Below are 18,994 nucleotides of genomic sequence, written 5' to 3' on the forward strand. Positions count from 1 at the left end.
ATAAAATTTTTCTACATATTTTTTTACGTATCTAAAGGGGTGTAAGTCATGATTAATCAACTTTCTTGGAAAGTTGGCGGACAACAAGGGGAAGGAATAGAAAGCACAGGAGAAATATTTTCCATTGCACTAAATCGATTAGGTTACTATTTGTATGGGTATCGCCACTTCTCATCACGGATTAAAGGCGGCCATACAAACAATAAAATCCGGGTTAGTACAACTCAAGTTCGGTCGATTTCGGATGATTTAGACATCCTCGTTGCATTTGACCAAGAAACGATCGATGTAAACTACAAAGAATTACATGACGACGGGATTATCATTGCAGATGCTAAATTCAATCCGAAACAGCCTGATGATACAAAAGCAGTTTTGTATGCGGTTCCATTTACTGATATTGCAACAGAACTAGGTACATCCCTTATGAAAAACATGGTTGCCATCGGCGCAACTTCTGCCATTTTAGACCTCGATATTACAGTATTTGAAGAAGTTGTGCAAGAGATTTTCGGACGAAAAGGCCAGCAAGTTGTTGAAAAGAACATGGAAGCAATTCGGGCCGGGTTTGATTTTATGAAACAAAAGCTTGGCAGCATTCAAAAAATGCAGCTTGAAAAAGCAGACGGAAAAAAACGTATGTTTATGATTGGAAATGATGCAATTGCATTAGGTGCGCTTGCGGGCGGCTGTCGCTTTATGGCAGCATATCCGATCACTCCGGCATCTGAAATTATGGAATACTTAATTAAAAAATTGCCGGCATTGGGCGGTACAGTTATTCAAACGGAAGATGAAATTGCTGCTGTAACAATGGCGATTGGTGCAAACTACGGCGGGGTCCGTGCGATTACTGCTTCAGCTGGTCCAGGTCTTTCATTAAAAATGGAAGCAATCGGTTTATCAGGTATTACAGAAACTCCGCTTGTTATTATTGATACCCAACGCGGCGGTCCATCAACCGGACTTCCTACAAAACAAGAACAATCAGATTTGATGGCTGTGATTTACGGTACTCATGGGGAAATTCCGAAAATTGTTATTGCACCAAGTACAGTTGAAGAAGCTTTTTATGATACAGCAGAAGCATTAAACCTCGCTGAAGAATATCAGTGCCCTGTGATCGTATTATCAGATCTTCAATTGTCTTTAGGGAAGCAAACAGTAGAACCGCTTGATATTGATAAAGTAGAAATCCGCCGTGGAAAGTTGATAACAGAAGAACTTCCTGAAATTGAAAACAAAGGATACTTCAAGCGATATGAAGTTACTGAAGACGGCATCTCACCTCGGGTCATACCGGGAATGAAAAACGGTATTCATCACGTAACCGGTGTTGAACACGATGAAACAGGAAAACCGTCAGAGGCTGCTGAAAACCGCATTGTACAAATGAGTAAGCGGTTACGAAAAATTGAAAATATTAAATTTAAAACACCAGTTTATAAGAATGCTCCGCATGAAGAAGCAGATCTTTTAATAGTAGGTTTTATCTCCACACGGGGAGCAATAGAAGAAGCAATGGTGCGTTTGGAAAAGGACGGAATTAAAACAAACCATGCCCATATTCGCTTAATCCATCCGTTCCCGACTGATGAGATGATGCCTTTAGTAAAATCTGCAAAGAAAATTGTTGTTGTGGAAAATAATGCAACCGGACAGTTGGCAAATATACTGAAGATGAACGTCGGCCATGCAGAAAAGATTACAAAACTGTTAAAGTACGACGGAAATCCGTTCTTGCCGCATGAAATCCACACAAAATGCAAGGAGTTGTTTTAAATGGCAACATTTAAAGATTTTCGAAATAATGTGAAACCAAACTGGTGTCCTGGATGCGGTGACTTCTCCGTACAAGCGGCTATTCAGCGTGCAGCAGCCAATGTAGGATTAGAGCCTGAAAACTTAGCTATTGTTTCTGGTATCGGATGTTCAGGACGTATTTCAGGGTACATTAATTCTTACGGATTCCACGGTATTCATGGCCGTGCACTTCCAATTGCCCAAGGATTAAAAATGGCGAACCGTGAATTAACAGTTATTGCTTCCGGAGGAGACGGAGATGGCTTCGCGATTGGAATGGGCCACACTGTACATGCAATTCGCCGCAATATTGATATAACTTATATTGTAATGGATAACCAAATATACGGCTTAACAAAGGGACAGACTTCCCCTCGTTCTGCTGCAGGTTTTAAAACGAAATCTACACCCGAAGGATCCATTGAACAGGCTATTTCCCCAATGGAATTAGCGTTGACAGCAGGAGCAACATTTGTTGCTCAAAGTTTCTCAACAGATTTGAAAGATTTAACTGCATTAATTGAAGCCGGCATTAAACATGAAGGTTTCTCTTTTATCAATGTTTTCAGTCCATGTGTAACTTATAATAAAGTGAACACATACGATTGGTTTAAAGAAAATTTAACTAAGCTGAGTGATATTGAAGGCTATGACCCTTCTAACCGCGAAATGGCAATGCAAACGTTAATGAAACATAATGGTCTTGTTACAGGTTTGATTTATCAGGATACAGAGCGCAAGTCTTATCAGGAACTTGTACCCGGCTACAAGGAAACACCGCTTGCACATGCTGATTTACAATTGGATCAAGAACAATTTGATAAATTAGTGGCTGAATTTATGTAATAACAAACAGGCTGGCTCATAAGGGTCTGACTCCCTCAAACAATAACAATATATAGAAGGTATTAATAATTTGTCTATATGTTGTATTGGGGGGGTCTGACCCTTTGCTTATGAGTCAGCCCGATTTTTTTTGCTTATTTACATTTGAAAGCTTTAAGCGTGTTAACAAAAAATGAATTTTATTTTATAATGAAGGCTTACCTGGCTTCCACTATTGTTTTAACAAAGTCAAAGCTTTATACTATAGTAATGTGCAGCATTCAGGCTGTTCGGTTTCTTTCTTTAGTTTTACAAAGAAAGAGATAGATTTCTAATAATTGATCAGACAGAAGTATTTATTTCATTTTTTTAAAAAAAGAAAGGGGAATGACAAGATGAATGAACAACAGCGTTTAGAAGGGCAGCAAGTTAAAACAGCAAATCCTTCGGACAAAAAATCCGAAAAGGATTACAGTAAATATTTCCAAGCTGTTTACATGCCGCCTTCCCTGAAAGATGCAAAAAAACGCGGGAAAGAAGAAGTTAAGTATCATAAAGATTTTGCGATCCCTGAAGAATTCAAAGGGATGGGCAAAGATCGGAAGTTTTACATTCGTACTTATGGCTGCCAGATGAATGAGCATGATACAGAAGTGATGGCAGGCATTTTTATGGGGCTTGGCTATGAGCCGACAGACAACCCTGAAGATGCGAACGTGATTCTTCTGAATACGTGTGCGATTCGTGAAAATGCGGAAAACAAAGTATTTGGGGAAATTGGCCATTTAAAGGCTCTAAAAATGGAAAAACCGGACTTGCTTCTTGGTGTATGCGGCTGTATGTCCCAAGAAGAATCAGTTGTAAACAAAATTCTTAAACAATATCAATATGTGGACATGATCTTTGGAACCCATAACATCCACCGCCTGCCAAATATTTTACATGAGGCATATATGTCCAAAGAAATGGTTGTCGAAGTTTGGTCTAAAGAAGGAGACATTATCGAAAACCTTCCGAAAGTCCGCCGCGGAAATATTAAGGCATGGGTAAACATTATGTACGGCTGTGATAAATTCTGTACGTACTGTATTGTTCCATATACTCGCGGAAAAGAACGGAGCCGCCGTCCGGAAGACATTATTCAGGAAGTCCGACATCTTGCTGCACAAGGATATAAAGAAATTACGCTTCTTGGACAAAATGTCAATGCGTATGGTAAAGATTTTACCGATATGAAGTATGGTCTTGGTGATTTGATGGAAGAAATCCGCAAAATTGATATACCACGTGTCCGTTTTACAACAAGCCATCCGCGTGACTTCGATGACCACTTGATTGAAGTGCTGGCAAAAGGCGGAAACTTGATGCCGCATATTCATTTACCGGTACAATCCGGCTCTACGGATGTATTAAAAATTATGGCACGGAAATATACACGTGAAGAGTATCTTGAATTAGTCCGCAAAATCAAAGCTGCGATTCCGGATGTTGCGTTGACAACTGATATTATTGTTGGGTATCCGAATGAAACAGAGGAACAATTTGAAGAGACATTATCCCTTTACCGTGAAGTAGGTTTTGAATCTGCTTATACATTTATTTACTCTCCACGTGAAGGAACTCCGGCTGCAAAAATGCAGGATAACGTTCCAATGGAAGTGAAAAAGGAACGATTACAGCGGTTAAACGCCCTTGTTAATGAGCTTTCAGCCGAAGCGATGAAGAAATATCAAGGCCAAATCGTTGAAGTTCTCGTTGAAGGTGAGAGTAAAAACAATCCGGATGTATTAGCAGGATATACGAGCAAAAACAAACTTGTAAACTTTACAGGTCCTAAATCAGCAATTGGTAAAATTGTAAAAGTAAAAATTACAGAAGCAAAAACATGGTCCTTAAACGGTGAAATGGTGGAAGAATTAGAACTGGCTGAGGTGAAATAAGGTGGCAAAATATACAAAAGAAGAGATCATTGCTCGTGCAAAAGAAATTGCAAAAATGATCGCTGAAACAGAGGAAGTTGATTTTTTCAAACGCGCAGAGGCGCAAATTCATGAAAATGAAAAGGTCCGGACATTAATTGCGGATATTAAAGGCTTGCAGAAACAAGCAGTTAACCTCCAACATTACGGTAAACCTGAAGCTTTAAAGAAAGTGGAAGAAAAAATTGAAGAGCTTGAACGTCAGCTAGATGAAATTCCGATTGTTCAGGAATTCAAGCAGTCTCAAGTTGAGGTAAATGAATTGCTTCAAATGATTGCAACTACCATCTCAAACACGGTAACGGATGAAATTATTATTTCAACCGGCGGTGATGTTTTGCGCGGTGAAACAGGCGCGCAAGTCCGGAACAGCAATCACTGCCATCATTAATAAGAAAAGAGCCGGCTCAGCTAGAGCGGCTCTTTTTTTATTTGCGGCAACCTCTTTGCATTCATTTTTGCAAAATCACAAGTCACTGGGTAAATGCATAGAATGAAGTATATCGCACTAAGTTAGATAACTTGATTCTATTGAAAAATTATAATCACACTAGTCTAATGACCCGCATACCATGAAGTGAAAATGAATGAGGAGGGTTCGCTCGCAATGGGAGAATTTAGAGAGATAATCACGAAAGCGGTCGTTGCGAAAGGACGAAAATTTACTCAGTCCAATCATACGATCAGCCCGGCTCACCAACCATCCAGTATACTGGGCGGTTGGATTATAAACCATAAGTACGATGCGAAAAAGGTCGGGAATACTGTAGAAGTAAGCGGCTCGTATGACATTAACGTTTGGTATTCTTATCTTGATAATACAAAAACGGACGTAGCTACTGAACGAGTCAAATATACGGATGTAATGAAATTAAAATACCGCGATCCTGACAGTTTGGATGATCAAGATGTATTCGCCCGCGTTCTTCAGCAGCCAAATTGCATTGAAGTTGTAATTTCACCAAACGGCAACAAAATCATTGTCAATGCGGAAAGAGAATTTCTTTGTGAGGTGATCGGCGAAACAAAAGTATGTGTCGAAGTTCACCCTGATAAGGTCAAAAGCGATGATGACGACGACTGGGGATTAGATGTTGACGATGAAGAATTCGAAGAGTTAAATCCTGATTTCCTAGTTGGAAATGAAGAAGAGTAGGAATAAGCTAGGGAGGTTATGCTTCCTAGTTTTTCTTTTAACGAAAGATCGGACGAGCGTCTTTACTTTTGACCGAACAGAATAAATGAATTTATTATTAAAATAAATTTATCGGAAAGGGGAGGTTAAAGTTGAAAATCTATCAAGTTCAATTAAAATGCTTTCATTTAGAAAAAATGAAGAAATTTTACACTGAAACGCTGGGAATGGAGTCAATTGTGGAAGGCGACGGGCATTTTGCCGTAATGGCAGGAACAACTAAATTAATTTTTGAAAAAAGCTTGTTTATGCCTTCTTACCATGTTTGCTTCCGAACAGGGAGCCAATACTTTGAAGACATTTATAAGCGCCTTGCAGAAAACGGCTTGCTTCTTCCAAATGAAGAAGGTGAACGCAGTTTGTTTTGGGGCGGGAAACAGTGTTACTTTGTCGACCCGGACGGAAATATTTTAGAAATGTTTGAAAGAACATTTTCATGGGGAGAAAATTATAATGAAAAAGGCTGGCATGATATTGGCGAAATCGGATGGCCGGTCAAAAATGTAAAAAAGATGCAAGAGTATTTATCAGCTTACATACAGGATGTGCAAAATGAAGATTCGGAAAACTTCGCATTTTTTGGGGATTCAGCTGGTGTTTTTGTGATCGTAAAAGAAGGCAGGCATTGGTACCCAACTGAAAGAGTTGCTGAAATTCATCCAATTAAGCTTGTTGTTTCCGGAGAACAGGAAGCCCGTTTTAAACATGAAGAATATCCATATGAGGTAATCGTAAAAAAAGAATGGAATAAGACAGTCCCCGCTGTTCAATTCCGGATTGCACGGCCAACAAATCAACTCGATAAGCTTGTAGAGTTTTATGAAAAAGGGGTGGGGCTTAAAAAGATTGGAGAATTCCGCAATCATGAAGGCTATGATGGCATTATGCTCGGCTTGCCGGATTATCCTTATCACCTTGAGTTTACACAGCATGAAACCAATACAGTTTTGCCAACTCCCACTAAAGAGCATTTGCTCGTTTTCTACATTCCAAATCGATTTGAGCGGGACAAAATTGCAGCACGAATAAAAGCGATGGGTCATCAAGAAGTAGAGCCGGAAAATCCGTATTGGGGAAGAGGCGGAGTGACATTCGAGGACCCTGACGGCTGGAGGATCGTATTAATGAACACAACAGGTATATAGATAACATTAGAAGGAATAAACTGGGAGGTGATGCTTCCTGGTTTTTCTTTTTGAAGGTTGTAAGTACGCGACTGCTCGTATTTTCGTTTATCCAAAATTATTTTGTTTTTTTCAATAATTTCTTGATTTTTTACAAAAATATTATGGATTTTCCCAATAATATCTTGTCTTTTTCCAAGATTATTTCGTCTTTTTACAAAATTACGATTTGAACCCGTCCCCTGAAGGATTTTTTGCTTTATGCTATAATGGATTGATGTAAAAAAGTATTGATAGATTAGAATATTGGGGGATATTATGGCAACTTATACGCCGATGATACAACAATACTTACAAATCAAGGCAGACTACCAAGATGCCTTTTTATTTTTTCGTTTAGGCGATTTTTATGAAATGTTTTTTGACGATGCGATTAAAGCGTCTCAAGAACTGGAAATCACTTTAACGAGCAGAGATGGCGGCGGTGATGAGCGGATTCCGATGTGCGGTGTTCCTTATCATTCTGCGGCTGGTTATATCGAACAATTAATAGAAAAAGGATATAAGGTAGCCATTTGCGAACAAACGGAAGATCCAAAACAAGCAAAGGGAGTCGTAAAGCGCGAAGTCGTTCAGTTAATTACACCCGGAACGATGATGGAAGGCAGAGCCCTGAATGAAAAAGAAAACAACTTTATTGCATCAATAACCGCCTGTGATGACTTTACATACGGTTTTGCTTATAATGACCTTTCCACCGGGGAAAACAGAGTGACCTTATTAACCGGAGGATTTGAAGAAGTCTTAAATGAACTTTCCATGTCAGGGGCAAAAGAAGTTGTCGTTTCAAGCAATTTTGATGCAGAACTTCAGAAAAAAATGCGGGAAAGGTCGGTCCTTACCGTTTCTTTTGAAGATGATACGAATGTACAATCATCATTTGAGCATTTGTTTGAAGAATTAAACGATGATAAGCTCCGTGAAACTTTTGCAAGGTTAATAAATTATCTTTATCGAACACAAAAACGCAGCCTTGATCATTTGCAGCCTGTTTCTGCTTATCAAGTGCATCAATATATGAAAATTGATTATTTTTCAAAAAGGAACCTCGAGTTAACAGAAACGATTCGTTCCAAAGGGAAAAAGGGATCGCTTTTATGGCTGCTTGATGAAACAAAAACTGCTATGGGAGGCCGGCTTTTAAAACAGTGGATTGACAGGCCGTTAATCAATCGGGATTCGATTGAAAAAAGACTTTCGTTTGTAGAAACGTTAATGAACCATTATTTTGAACGCCAGGATCTAAGGGAAAAATTAAAAGAAGTGTATGACCTTGAGCGGCTGGCCGGAAGAGTCGCCTTTGGCAATGTGAATGCAAGAGATTTAATTCAGCTGAAACGTTCCTTGCTCCAGGTGCCGCACTTAAAAGAGATTGTCGCCGGGCTGCCAAATGAAAATGCAAAGCATTTTGCAGACCGCCTTGACCCATGTGAGGAAGTGACCGATATTTTAGAACGGGCACTTGTCGAAAATCCGCCCGTTTCAATAAAAGAAGGAAATATCATTCAAGACGGTTACAATGAAGAGCTTGACAAATACCGGGACGCCATGAGGAACGGAAAGACATGGATTGCGCTGCTTGAAAGGCAGGAACGGGAAAAAACCGGCATCAAATCTTTAAAGATTGGCTATAATCGCGTATTCGGGTATTACATTGAAGTAACAAAGGCAAATCTTCATCTTTTAAAAGACGGGCAGTATGAACGGAAGCAAACATTAGCTAACGCCGAAAGGTTTATTACTCCTGAATTAAAAGAAAAAGAAACATTAATTTTAGAGGCTGAGGAAAAAAGTATTGAATTAGAGTATCAATTATTTGTTGAATTGCGTGAATATGTAAAAGAATATATTCCAAGGCTTCAGGCGCTGGCTAAAACCGTAAGCGAACTTGATGTACTGCAGTGCTTCGCGACGGTAAGTGAAGAACGGCATTTTACAAGACCTGCATTTTCCGATGAACGCCGGATCGTCATTAAAGATGGCCGACATCCGGTTGTTGAAAAAGTCATGAACGCACAAGAATATGTACCGAATGATTGCTATATGGATGCCGACAGAGAAATTCTTCTCATTACCGGCCCGAACATGTCAGGTAAAAGCACGTACATGAGGCAAATTGCCCTGACTGCCATTTTAGCGCAAATTGGCTGCTTTGTGCCTGCATCAGAAGCTGTTCTGCCGATCTTTGACCAAGTATTTACAAGGATAGGAGCGGCTGATGATTTAATTTCCGGACAAAGCACATTTATGGTTGAAATGCTCGAAGCGAAGAATGCCATCACAAATGCCACCAAGGACAGCTTGATTTTATTCGATGAGATCGGCCGGGGAACGTCCACGTATGATGGAATGGCATTAGCCCAGGCGATTATTGAATACATTCATGACCGAATTGGTGCGAAAACGTTATTCTCCACTCATTATCACGAATTAACGGTGCTTGAAGAAGAATTGCCAAAGGTGAAAAATGTACATGTAAGTGCCGTTGAGCAAAATGGAAAAGTCGTTTTTTTGCATAAGATTAAAGAAGGCGCGGCTGACAAAAGTTATGGAATTCATGTTGCCCAGCTTGCCGAACTGCCGGAAGAACTGATAAACCGGGCAAATGAAATTCTTCAGACCTTTGAGAAAAAAGAAAATTCCGAGACTGCCGCCCAAAACGGCGATCGGCAAACTGAAAACGAGCCTAATGCTATTATTGAAGAAACACAACTATCTTTTTTTGATGAACCAGTGAAAAAGAAACATGACAAATTCAATTCAAAAGAGAAGCGTGTACTTGACCGTTTGAAAGACCTTAATATATTGGACATGACTCCGCTCGAAGCTTTAAATACTCTTTATGATTTGCAAAAAAAATTAAGAGGGTAATATTTTTTGGTGTAAGTGCAGTTATCTCATTTTTACAGGAGAGAGTATTTCGGGCGATGATGTACATTTCAGCAGGAGGTGAGATTCATGGGAAAAATAATTCAGCTTGATGATTTATTGTCAAATAAAATTGCAGCAGGGGAAGTGGTTGAACGGCCTGCTTCCGTTGTAAAAGAACTGGTGGAAAATGCGATTGATGCCGGCAGTACGATCATCGAAGTTGAGCTTGAAGAAGCCGGAATGGCGAAAATAAGAGTGATTGATAATGGAGAAGGAATTGAAGAAGAAGATGTTCCGCTTGCTTTTCAGCGTCATGCAACGAGCAAAATTAAAGATGAAAATGATCTTTTTCGGATCCGTACACTTGGTTTCCGCGGTGAAGCTCTGCCGAGTATAGCGTCTGTTTCCCGGCTTGAACTTAGGACATCGACAGGGAACGATGCAGGAACGAAAATCGTGGTTAAAGGCGGACATGTGGAATCGATTGAGAAATCACCGAGCCGGAAGGGAACAGATATTACGGTAACGGATTTATTTTTTAACACACCGGCACGGCTCAAATATTTGAAAACCATCCATACGGAGCTTGGTAATATTACAGATGTCATGAATCGCCTCGCTCTTGGGAACCCGAATATTTCATTTCGGCTTGTTCATAACGGCCGAAAGCTATTGCATACTGTCGGTAACGGGGACATTCGCCAAGTGCTTGCCGCCATATACGGAATAAATATCGTAAAAAAGATGATTCCGATATCAGCTGAGTCACTTGATTTCCAAGTCACCGGATATATTTCATTACCTGAAGTGACAAGAGCGTCACGAAACTATATAACGACACTGATTAATGGAAGGTATATCAAAAATTATCCGCTTGTAAAGGCAATTCAGGAAGGGTATCATACTCTGCTTCCGATCGGCCGTTACCCTATTGTTTTATTATATATTCAAATGGATCCTTTGCTTGTCGATGTAAATGTCCATCCGGCTAAAATGGAGGTAAGGCTAAGCAAGGAACACGAATTAAATGAATTAGTTGCCAACGGAATTAAACAAGCTTTTAAATCGAGAGAATTAATTCCTTCGGGTATGCAGCAAGTAAAAAAAGAGCGGCCTAAATTTTCGCAAACGTACTTGGAGCTTGATCACCTTCCTGAATGGAAAAATGATCCTGTCGATACGGAACATGAACAACAAGAATCGATAAGATCTATTTCTGCTGTGAAAGAGCCGTATGAAGGAATATCAGATCAATCGCCGAGCTTATTAAAAAATACTATAATCCAACAAAAAGAAAACTCAATGACTGTTGAAGATCAAAATGAGCATGGCTTTGAGATCGAAGATTTGCATGAAACGCTGCATGATGAGACAGTGTCTGTTGATGAAGAAAAACGAGAGAAAACACCTCGTATTCCGCCTCTTTATCCAATCGGGCAAATGCACGGAACGTATATTTTAGCGCAAAATGAGAAAGGGCTTTATATTATTGATCAGCACGCGGCCCAGGAACGAATAAAGTATGAATATTTTAAGGAAAAAGTCGGCCAGGTCGAAAAAGAACTTCAAGACATGCTTGTACCCTTGACTTTTGAGTATTCTACAGATGATTTTTTGAAAATCAATGAGTATTTAGAAGAGCTGCAAAAAGTAGGAGTATTTTTGGAGCCTTTCGGCCATAACAGTTTTATCGTCCGTTCTCATCCGCAGTGGTTTCCGAAAGGGGAAGAGAAAGAAATCATTGAGGATATGATCGAGCAGCTGCTGCAAATGAAAAAAGTCGATATTAAGAAACTAAGAGAGGAAGCAGCCATAATGATGAGCTGCAAGGGATCGATTAAAGCGAATCAATATTTGCGAAATGAAGAAATCCAAGTGTTACTCGATTCCCTGAGACAGACAAGCGATCCATTTACATGTCCGCACGGCCGGCCAATCATCGTACATTTCTCAACGTATGAAATGGAAAAAATGTTTAAGCGCGTGATGTAAAAAACAAGAGGCTGATGGTCAGCCCCCTCCAATCATGATCGGAGGGAACCAGACCATCAACCTTTCCTTATTCTTTCTTATTTCACTGCTACTGTTTGAAGCTTGTGAATGTATTTTAATGCTTTTCCGGTTCCAATCGCTACAGATTCTAAAGGGTTTGAAGCCAAATGAACAGGAACAACAATTTCCTTGCTCAGCCAATCTTGCATCCCGTTCATCAAGGCGCCCCCTCCGGTTAAAATAACGCCTCGGTCGACGATATCGCCGCTCAATTCAGCCGGGCAATCTTCAAGAGTTGCGCGAATAGCTTCCATAATATGGAGCAACGATTCCTTCAATGCATCTCGGATTTCATAGGATGACAAAGTAATTGTTTTAGGAAGGCCTGTCACTAAATCGCGCCCGCGAATGTCCATTTTTAATTCTTCATGATCAATGAGGGCGTAGCCGATTTCCATTTTAACTCTCTCTGCTGTTCTTTCACCGATTAACACACTGTATTCCTTGCGAACGTATTGCATAATGTCATCATCCATCCGGTCGCCGGCAATTCGGATGGAATGGCAGGCGACAACGCCTCCAAATGAAATAATGGCGACTTCGGTTGTTCCGCCTCCAATATCAACGATAACATTGGCTACCGGTTCATCGACTGGCAGACCTGCCCCGATCGCAGCTGCCACTGGTTCTTCAATTAAATAAACCTTTTTTGCACCGGCATTGCGGACAGCGTCCTGAATAGCCCTCCGTTCAACACTCGTTGAACCTGAAGGTGTACAAACGACGACATTCGGCTTGCGAATTTGAAAACCTAATTTTTTCGAAGCTTTTCTCATAATATGTTTCAACATGTCTGTTGTAACATCAAAATCAGCAATCACACCATCTTTTAACGGGCGGATTGCGACAATTTTTCCCGGTGTTTTCCCGATCATTTCTTTTGCTTCTTTTCCTACCGCAAGTACATTATTCGTTTCTGTATCAATGGCTACAACAGACGGCTCATTTAAAGCAATTCCTTTATTTTTACTATAAACTAATATATTTGCTGTACCTAAATCAATTCCAAGTTCAGATGTTGAAATCATCGTATTCACCCAATTCCCTATATTTAATAACCAATATAATCTTCTATATAAATTATCATGAATTTGGGGGTAGAAGCAGAAATGTTAACAAATCGTTATCGAAATGTAATGTTTGAAGAAATTATTTTCAATGATGTAAAAAATTAAATGTTAAGATAGAAGGTGTATAGAAAACAAACCAGATGTATATACTGGTTTGATGTTTAATTGCCTTAACGAACTATGTACGATAGAATAGAAGTAATCAAATGGCTTGAAATGACGGAGTGAAAAGGTTGAGCAAAAAAGAAAAACTTGCCGTATTGATTGGTCCGACAGCTGTCGGGAAAACAAAATTGAGCATTGAACTTGCAAAACGGCTTAATGGGGAAATTATCAGCGGCGACTCTATGCAAATTTACAGGGGGATGGATATAGGGACAGCGAAAATCAAAAAAGAAGAAATGGAAGGAATACCTCATTATTTAATTGATATAAAAAATCCGGATGAATCATTTTCTGTTGCAGAGTTTCAAGAGCTGGTCAGAGAGAAAATTTCAGAAATCTCTTCTCGAGGAGCACTTCCCATTATTGTGGGGGGCACGGGTTTATATATTCAGTCCGTTATCTATGATTATCAATTTTCTGATGCGCCCTCAAATGAAGAATTTCGAAAAAAACTTGAACAAAAAGCAGCTATGAAAGGAAATGATGCACTCTTTCATGAATTAAAAAATATAGACCCTGTCAGTGCGGAGAAAATCCATCCAAATAATATACGCAGGGTTATTCGGGCACTTGAAATTTATTACTGTACCGGGAAAACGATGACAGAATATCAAACAAATCAAGATCCTAAAATTTTATATCAAACGGCAATCGTAGGCCTCACGATGGAAAGAGACCGATTGTACGACAGGATCAATAAGCGTGTAGACAAAATGATTGCTGAAGGGCTAGTGGAAGAAGCAGAACGCTTCTGGCGGGATGGACTAAGGGATTGCCAGTCGATTCAGGCAATTGGATACAAGGAATTATATGACTATTTTGATGGGCGAATTAGCTTTGAAGAAGCTGTGGAAAATTTAAAACAGAATTCACGTCGGTATGCGAAAAGGCAATTAACATGGTTTCGAAATAAGATGAATGTAGAATGGTTTGATATGACGAATGTGGACGATTCCACAATGCTGGCAAAAAAAATTGATGAAATTTCCGAGTATATTGAAGGAAAGCTAGAATTAAAATCGAATACATAATAATTAGAGATATTAGAGGAGGATCCACAATGAAACAATCCATTAATATTCAAGACCAGTACTTAAATCAATGCCGTAAAGACGGAACAAACATTACAGTATTCTTAATAAACGGTTTCCAAATAAGAGGTCAAATAAAAGGCTTTGATAACTTTACGGTTCTTATTGAATCTGAAGGGAAACAACAGCTTGTATATAAGCATGCGATTTCAACGTTTTCACCGCAGCGCTATGTTCAAATTGATTTGGAAGGCCAGCAGCCCCAGTCCTAATCCTAAATCAAGTCCGCTTTTAAAAGCGGACTTTTATTATTTACTGGTTTTGATGATAAGGTTCATCTAAATCTTTTTTAATGAATCTTATTTAAAGTGAATACATATAAGAAAAGGTATTATTTCTTGGGAAACCGCAAAATACGACATTTCTCCCGAGGGGCCTGACCCTTACCGCTTCACCGCATTAACGCATCGGGCCAGGCCCTCGTTAAACAACTGGGCATTTGTCACAAATATCAGCTTCGGAGCGTATACTGTTTTTTAGAATGTGAGGTGAAAGCTTTGGATCAACCGATACGTATGAAAAATAACGGACAAATCAACATTGTTCTAAGCTCCCAAAAGCGAAAAGTTCTCACGAAAGATCTGCCCGATACACAAGTTGTTCCAAAAGCAATTCCAGCTGAACATACGGCTTTAAAGGAAATTGAAGAAGAATTAGGTACACTTGTCGGAATGGAAGAACTGAAAAGAACGATCAAAGAAATATATGCATGGATTTATGTAAATAAAAAACGGGAAGAAATGGGGCTTAAAACGGAGAAACAAGTTCTTCATATGATGTTTAAAGGCAACCCCGGCACAGGAAAAACAACGGTTGCCAGAATAATCGGGAAACTTTTTCAAAAAATGAATGTGTTATCAAAAGGCCATTTAATCGAAGCAGAAAGAGCCGACCTTGTCGGGGAATATATCGGTCATACCGCTCAAAAAACAAGAGACTTAATAAAAAAAGCACTTGGCGGAATTCTCTTCATCGATGAGGCTTACTCATTAGGCCGGGGCGGGGAGAAGGACTTTGGAAAAGAAGCGATTGACACATTAGTCAAACATATGGAAGACAAACAGCACGAATTTATTTTAATATTGGCAGGGTATTCGAGGGAAATGGAAGCATTTCTTAGACTAAATCCGGGACTTCACTCAAGATTCCCTCTTGTCATCGACTTTCCTGATTATTCAATAGATCAATTAATGGAGATTGGAAACAGGATGTTAAAAGAAAGAGAATATACGTTAAGCCATGAAGCAGAAAAAAAGATGAAAGAACATCTGATTTGGGTAAAATCGGTTCTTAACCCTCCAAGCTTTTCAAATGGAAGATATATTCGAAATGTGATTGAAAAATCAATCCGGTCTCAAGCAATGAGACTTTTAATGCAAAACCAATATGACCGTCATGAATTGATGACAATTCGAAGCAATGACCTTGTATTAGAAGAAACGAATCGATAAGTGAACGAAAGAAAAAGGTCTGTTTCGTAGCTCTATAAAAAAGGATTCTGTCGTTTGCAGAATCCTTTCCGAATATTTTCACTCAAATTTCTAATGCTTTTACATTAGGATAACAAAAAAATTTTTGGTATGATGTTACCATACTGCTTTTAAGAAGGAGGATATTGGTTGGAACAACATAATGATTTTGAAAAGGTCATTCTCGTTGGTTGCCAGACATCAGCAGAAGATGATGTCCGTTTTCAATATTCGATGGAGGAACTTGCTTCACTGACAAAAACAGCAAAAGGAAATGTCCTTGTATCCGTTGTCCAGAAGCGCGAAAGAATCCATCCTTCTACATATATCGGCAAAGGTAAGGTTGAAGAACTGAAAGCTCTCGTTGATGAACTTGAAGCTGATGTAGTTATTTTTAATGACGAATTATCACCAAGCCAAAATCGAAATCTTTCACGCCATTTGAATGCCCGCATCATTGATCGTACACAGCTCATTCTTGATATTTTTGCCCAAAGAGCGCGCTCAAAAGAAGGAAAACTTCAAGTCGAGCTAGCACAGCTTCAATATTTACTGCCGCGCCTGGGTGGAAAAGGTACCGAGTTATCAAGGCTTGGGGGTGGAATTGGTACAAGAGGTCCGGGAGAAACGAAACTTGAATCTGATCGCCGCCATATCCGCAGGAGAATTGATGATATTAAAACACAGTTGAAAGTGATTGTTCAGCACCGCGACCGATATCGTGAGCGCCGAAAAAAGAACAAAGCATTTCAAATTGCTCTCGTCGGTTATACAAATGCAGGGAAATCCACTCTTTTTAACAGATTGGCCGAAGCCGATTCGTTTGAAGAAGATCAGCTGTTTGCCACATTGGATCCGATGACAAGAAAGCTGATTTTGCCAAGCGGATTTACCGTCTTATTGACAGATACAGTAGGATTTATTCAGGATTTGCCGACAACTCTTATCGCGGCCTTCAGGTCCACGTTAGAGGAAGTGAAAGAAGCCGATTTGCTTCTGCATGTCGTAGACATGTCAAACCCGGATTATTTCCAGCATGAGAAAACGGTAAATGAACTGCTCAAAGATTTGGAAATTCAACAAATTCCGCAAGTAACCGTGTATAATAAAAAAGATATTCAGCACCCTGATTTTGTCCCAACCGCCAAAACAGAAACAGTTTTTATCAGTGCTTTTAACAAAGCTGACAGGGATATGCTGAAACAGAAAATCGAAAAAGCAATGATCGGAATGATGGAGTACTATCAAGTGACTCTTCCTTCAACCGAAGGAAAACTTCTTTCCCAATTAAAGAATGAAACCATTCTTCGGGAATTTACGTTTGATGAAGAAAAACAATTTTATATTTGTAAAGGATACGCTTTTAAGGATCATCAAATTTCTGGAAGAATAAAAGAAATATCACAATAGGAGATAGGAGCAGCACCATGTTTCAACATTTAGAATATGGAGTAAAATTGGAGCCTTTGACCAGAGAGGTTGAAAAACAAATCTCTCGTCTTCATAAAGAAATAGATGAGAGAGCGGAAAACAATCAATTCAGAGTCCTTCAAAGTTTTCAAGCAAATAAAGTAAGCGATACTCATTTTATCCCTTCTACAGGTTACGGGTATGATGATATCGGAAGGGACACTTTGGAAAAAATATATGCCGAGGTATTCGGCGCTGAAGCGGGACTTGTCCGTCCGCAAATTATATCAGGTACACACGCCATATCGGTTGCATTATTTGGTGTATTAAGGCCGGGCGATGAGCTGTTATACATTACAGGAAAACCTTATGATACACTTGAAGAAATAGTCGGTATTCGCGGGTCCGGAACAGGATCGTTAAAAGAATTCGGCATTTATTATAACAGTATTCCATTAACAGAAGATGGTAAAATTAATTATCATGAAGTGGAAAAAGCGATCAAGCCGAATACGAAAATGATTGGGATTCAGCGGTCAAAGGGATATGCAACAAGACCGTCCTTTACGATCGAAGAAATTAAAGAAATGATTACGTTCGTAAAAGAAATCAAACCTGATGTTGTTGTGTTTGTTGATAACTGTTACGGGGAATTTGTTGAAGAATTGGAACCATGTCATGTCGGGGCGGACTTAATGGCAGGTTCACTTATTAAAAACCCTGGCGGCGGTTTAGCGAAAACCGGGGGGTATATAGTAGGGAAAGCAAAATTAGTCGAAGCTTGTTCTTACCGATTGACTTCACCAGGTATTGGTGCTGAAGCAGGAGCCTCATTGTATAGTCTTCAAGAAATGTATCAAGGATTCTTTTTGGCTCCTCATGTAGTTGCCCAAGCATTAAAGGGTGCTGTCTTTACCGCTGCCATGCTTGAAAAATTGGGAATGAACACACATCCGAAATGGAACGATAAACGAACAGACTTAATTCAGTCTGTTCAATTTGATGACCGCGATAAGATGGTGGCATTCTGTCAAGCCATCCAGTTTGCTTCCCCGGTTAATTCCCATGTCACACCGGTTCCGAGCTATATGCCCGGTTATGAGGATGATGTCATCATGGCTGCAGGGACATTTATTCAGGGAGCAAGTATTGAGTTAACGGCAGACGGTCCGACAAGGCCTCCGTTTGTTGCCTACGTTCAGGGCGGGCTGACCTATTCCCATGTAAAAATGGCTGTTCTGATTGCAATCGATCATTTAATGAAAAAAGGTTTAGTTGAATGATCATAAGAATCAAGGCGGACAACTCATCCTTAATGGGGGTTGTCCCTTTTTTTTATAAAAAATTTTTATGTTATAAAATGTAACATGATATTGACAATAAACCTTACATGAAATATAATGTGAAATATAAGAAAGGAAAGAAAGGAGAAATCGAAGTGAGTGGAAGTGAAATTCGCCGTTCCATGCCTTTGTTTCCGATCGGAATTGTCATGCAGTTGACAGAGCTGTCGGCAAGACAAATTCGATATTATGAAGAGCATAAATTGATTTCTCCAGCAAGAACGGATGGAAATCGGCGCCTTTTTTCATTAAACGATATTGATAAACTGCTTGAAATTAAGGATCTTATCGACCAGGGGGTCAATATCGCCGGAATTAAACAGTTATTCTCAGTAAAAGAACAACAAGAAGAAACAGCAAACATTCAGCAACAAGCAGAAAAAGCCCGACGTGACTTGTCTGATGAGGAATTGAGAAAACTATTGCGAGCTGAATTAATGCAAGCAGGCAGATTTAACCGTTCCTCATTGCGTCAAGGTGACATGTCCCGCTTTTTCCATTAATTAAATTTGATAATTGAATCATAACAGGGAGGAC

The 18,994-nt window shown here is 39.5% G+C and carries 15 protein-coding genes and 1 pseudogene; 15 read left to right on the plus strand and 1 reads right to left on the minus strand.

Annotated features, from left to right (window positions below; all coding sequences use genetic code 11):
* Positions 1–48: 48 nt before the first annotated feature.
* The 9 genes and pseudogenes from C0966_RS04245 (at position 49) to mutL (ending at position 11,849) form a co-directional block, all read left to right on the plus strand.
* Complete coding sequence (locus C0966_RS04245; protein WP_274853961.1) at positions 49–1,782, plus strand: 2-oxoacid:acceptor oxidoreductase subunit alpha; 1,734 nt, start codon at positions 49–51, stop codon at positions 1,780–1,782.
* Positions 1,783–2,649 (plus strand): 2-oxoacid:ferredoxin oxidoreductase subunit beta, encoded by an 867-nt coding sequence (locus C0966_RS04250; protein ID WP_274853962.1) that lies wholly within the window; start codon positions 1,783–1,785, stop codon positions 2,647–2,649.
* 374 nt (positions 2,650–3,023) lie between these two features.
* Positions 3,024–4,568, plus strand: a complete 1,545-nt coding sequence (gene miaB / locus C0966_RS04255; RefSeq protein ID WP_274853963.1) for a tRNA (N6-isopentenyl adenosine(37)-C2)-methylthiotransferase MiaB — start codon at positions 3,024–3,026, stop codon at positions 4,566–4,568.
* A gap of 1 nt (position 4,569) precedes the next feature.
* Positions 4,570–4,998 (plus strand): RicAFT regulatory complex protein RicA family protein, encoded by a 429-nt coding sequence (locus C0966_RS04260; RefSeq protein ID WP_274853964.1) that lies wholly within the window; start codon positions 4,570–4,572, stop codon positions 4,996–4,998.
* A 216-nt stretch (positions 4,999–5,214) separates the two neighbouring features.
* Positions 5,215–5,763: an outer spore coat protein CotE gene (locus tag C0966_RS04265; protein WP_274853965.1), complete on the plus strand. Its 549-nt coding sequence runs from the start codon at positions 5,215–5,217 to the stop codon at positions 5,761–5,763.
* 131 nt (positions 5,764–5,894) lie between these two features.
* A pseudogene (locus tag C0966_RS18530) lies at positions 5,895–6,209 on the plus strand (VOC family protein); the annotation flags it as partial.
* 321 nt (positions 6,210–6,530) lie between these two features.
* Positions 6,531–6,947: a VOC family protein gene (locus C0966_RS04270; RefSeq protein WP_274855709.1), complete on the plus strand. Its 417-nt coding sequence runs from the start codon at positions 6,531–6,533 to the stop codon at positions 6,945–6,947.
* 297 nt (positions 6,948–7,244) lie between these two features.
* A complete protein-coding gene (gene mutS / locus C0966_RS04275) occupies positions 7,245–9,857 on the plus strand; it encodes a DNA mismatch repair protein MutS (RefSeq protein WP_274853966.1) in 2,613 nt (870 codons plus the stop codon).
* 87 nt (positions 9,858–9,944) lie between these two features.
* Entirely contained in the window at positions 9,945–11,849 is a 1,905-nt protein-coding gene (mutL, locus tag C0966_RS04280) for a DNA mismatch repair endonuclease MutL (protein WP_274853967.1), read from the plus strand.
* A gap of 77 nt (positions 11,850–11,926) precedes the next feature.
* On the opposite strand, the gene mreBH is transcribed toward mutL, so the two are convergent.
* On the minus strand, positions 11,927–12,937 hold the full coding sequence (mreBH, locus tag C0966_RS04285; protein WP_274853968.1) for a rod-share determining protein MreBH: 1,011 nt from the start codon (positions 12,935–12,937) through the stop codon (positions 11,927–11,929).
* Between the two features lie 275 nt (positions 12,938–13,212).
* Here mreBH and miaA point away from each other — a divergent pair, with 275 nt between their 5' ends.
* The 6 genes from miaA to C0966_RS04315 all read left to right on the plus strand — a co-directional run bounded on the left by miaA (position 13,213) and on the right by C0966_RS04315 (position 18,960).
* Positions 13,213–14,175: a tRNA (adenosine(37)-N6)-dimethylallyltransferase MiaA gene (gene miaA / locus C0966_RS04290; protein ID WP_274853969.1), complete on the plus strand. Its 963-nt coding sequence runs from the start codon at positions 13,213–13,215 to the stop codon at positions 14,173–14,175.
* 29 nt (positions 14,176–14,204) lie between these two features.
* Positions 14,205–14,447, plus strand: a complete 243-nt coding sequence (gene hfq / locus C0966_RS04295) for an RNA chaperone Hfq (protein ID WP_274853970.1) — start codon at positions 14,205–14,207, stop codon at positions 14,445–14,447.
* A gap of 285 nt (positions 14,448–14,732) precedes the next feature.
* A complete protein-coding gene (gene spoVK, locus C0966_RS04300; protein WP_274853971.1) occupies positions 14,733–15,686 on the plus strand; it encodes a stage V sporulation protein K in 954 nt (317 codons plus the stop codon).
* Between the two features lie 168 nt (positions 15,687–15,854).
* Positions 15,855–17,114, plus strand: a complete 1,260-nt coding sequence (gene hflX / locus C0966_RS04305; protein WP_274853972.1) for a GTPase HflX — start codon at positions 15,855–15,857, stop codon at positions 17,112–17,114.
* Between the two features lie 17 nt (positions 17,115–17,131).
* Entirely contained in the window at positions 17,132–18,397 is a 1,266-nt protein-coding gene (locus C0966_RS04310; RefSeq protein WP_274853973.1) for an aminotransferase class I/II-fold pyridoxal phosphate-dependent enzyme, read from the plus strand.
* A gap of 155 nt (positions 18,398–18,552) precedes the next feature.
* Positions 18,553–18,960 (plus strand): MerR family transcriptional regulator, encoded by a 408-nt coding sequence (locus tag C0966_RS04315; RefSeq protein WP_274853974.1) that lies wholly within the window; start codon positions 18,553–18,555, stop codon positions 18,958–18,960.
* Positions 18,961–18,994: the final 34 nt, after the last annotated feature.

The organism is Bacillus methanolicus (assembly GCF_028888695.1).
Classification (GTDB): Bacteria; Bacillota; Bacilli; order Bacillales; family Cytobacillaceae; genus Bacillus_Z; species Bacillus_Z methanolicus_B.

Coding starts and splice junctions, on each gene's coding strand:
- C0966_RS04245 (WP_274853961.1), top strand. CDS start 49: ATGATTAATCAACTTTCTTGGAAAGTTGGCGGACAACAAGGGGAAGGA.
- C0966_RS04250 (WP_274853962.1), top strand. CDS start 1,783: ATGGCAACATTTAAAGATTTTCGAAATAATGTGAAACCAAACTGGTGT.
- miaB (WP_274853963.1), top strand. CDS start 3,024: ATGAATGAACAACAGCGTTTAGAAGGGCAGCAAGTTAAAACAGCAAAT.
- C0966_RS04265 (WP_274853965.1), top strand. CDS start 5,215: ATGGGAGAATTTAGAGAGATAATCACGAAAGCGGTCGTTGCGAAAGGA.
- mutS (WP_274853966.1), top strand. CDS start 7,245: ATGGCAACTTATACGCCGATGATACAACAATACTTACAAATCAAGGCA.
- mutL (WP_274853967.1), top strand. CDS start 9,945: ATGGGAAAAATAATTCAGCTTGATGATTTATTGTCAAATAAAATTGCA.
- mreBH (WP_274853968.1), bottom strand. CDS start 12,937: ATGATTTCAACATCTGAACTTGGAATTGATTTAGGTACAGCAAATATA.
- hfq (WP_274853970.1), top strand. CDS start 14,205: ATGAAACAATCCATTAATATTCAAGACCAGTACTTAAATCAATGCCGT.
- C0966_RS04310 (WP_274853973.1), top strand. CDS start 17,132: ATGTTTCAACATTTAGAATATGGAGTAAAATTGGAGCCTTTGACCAGA.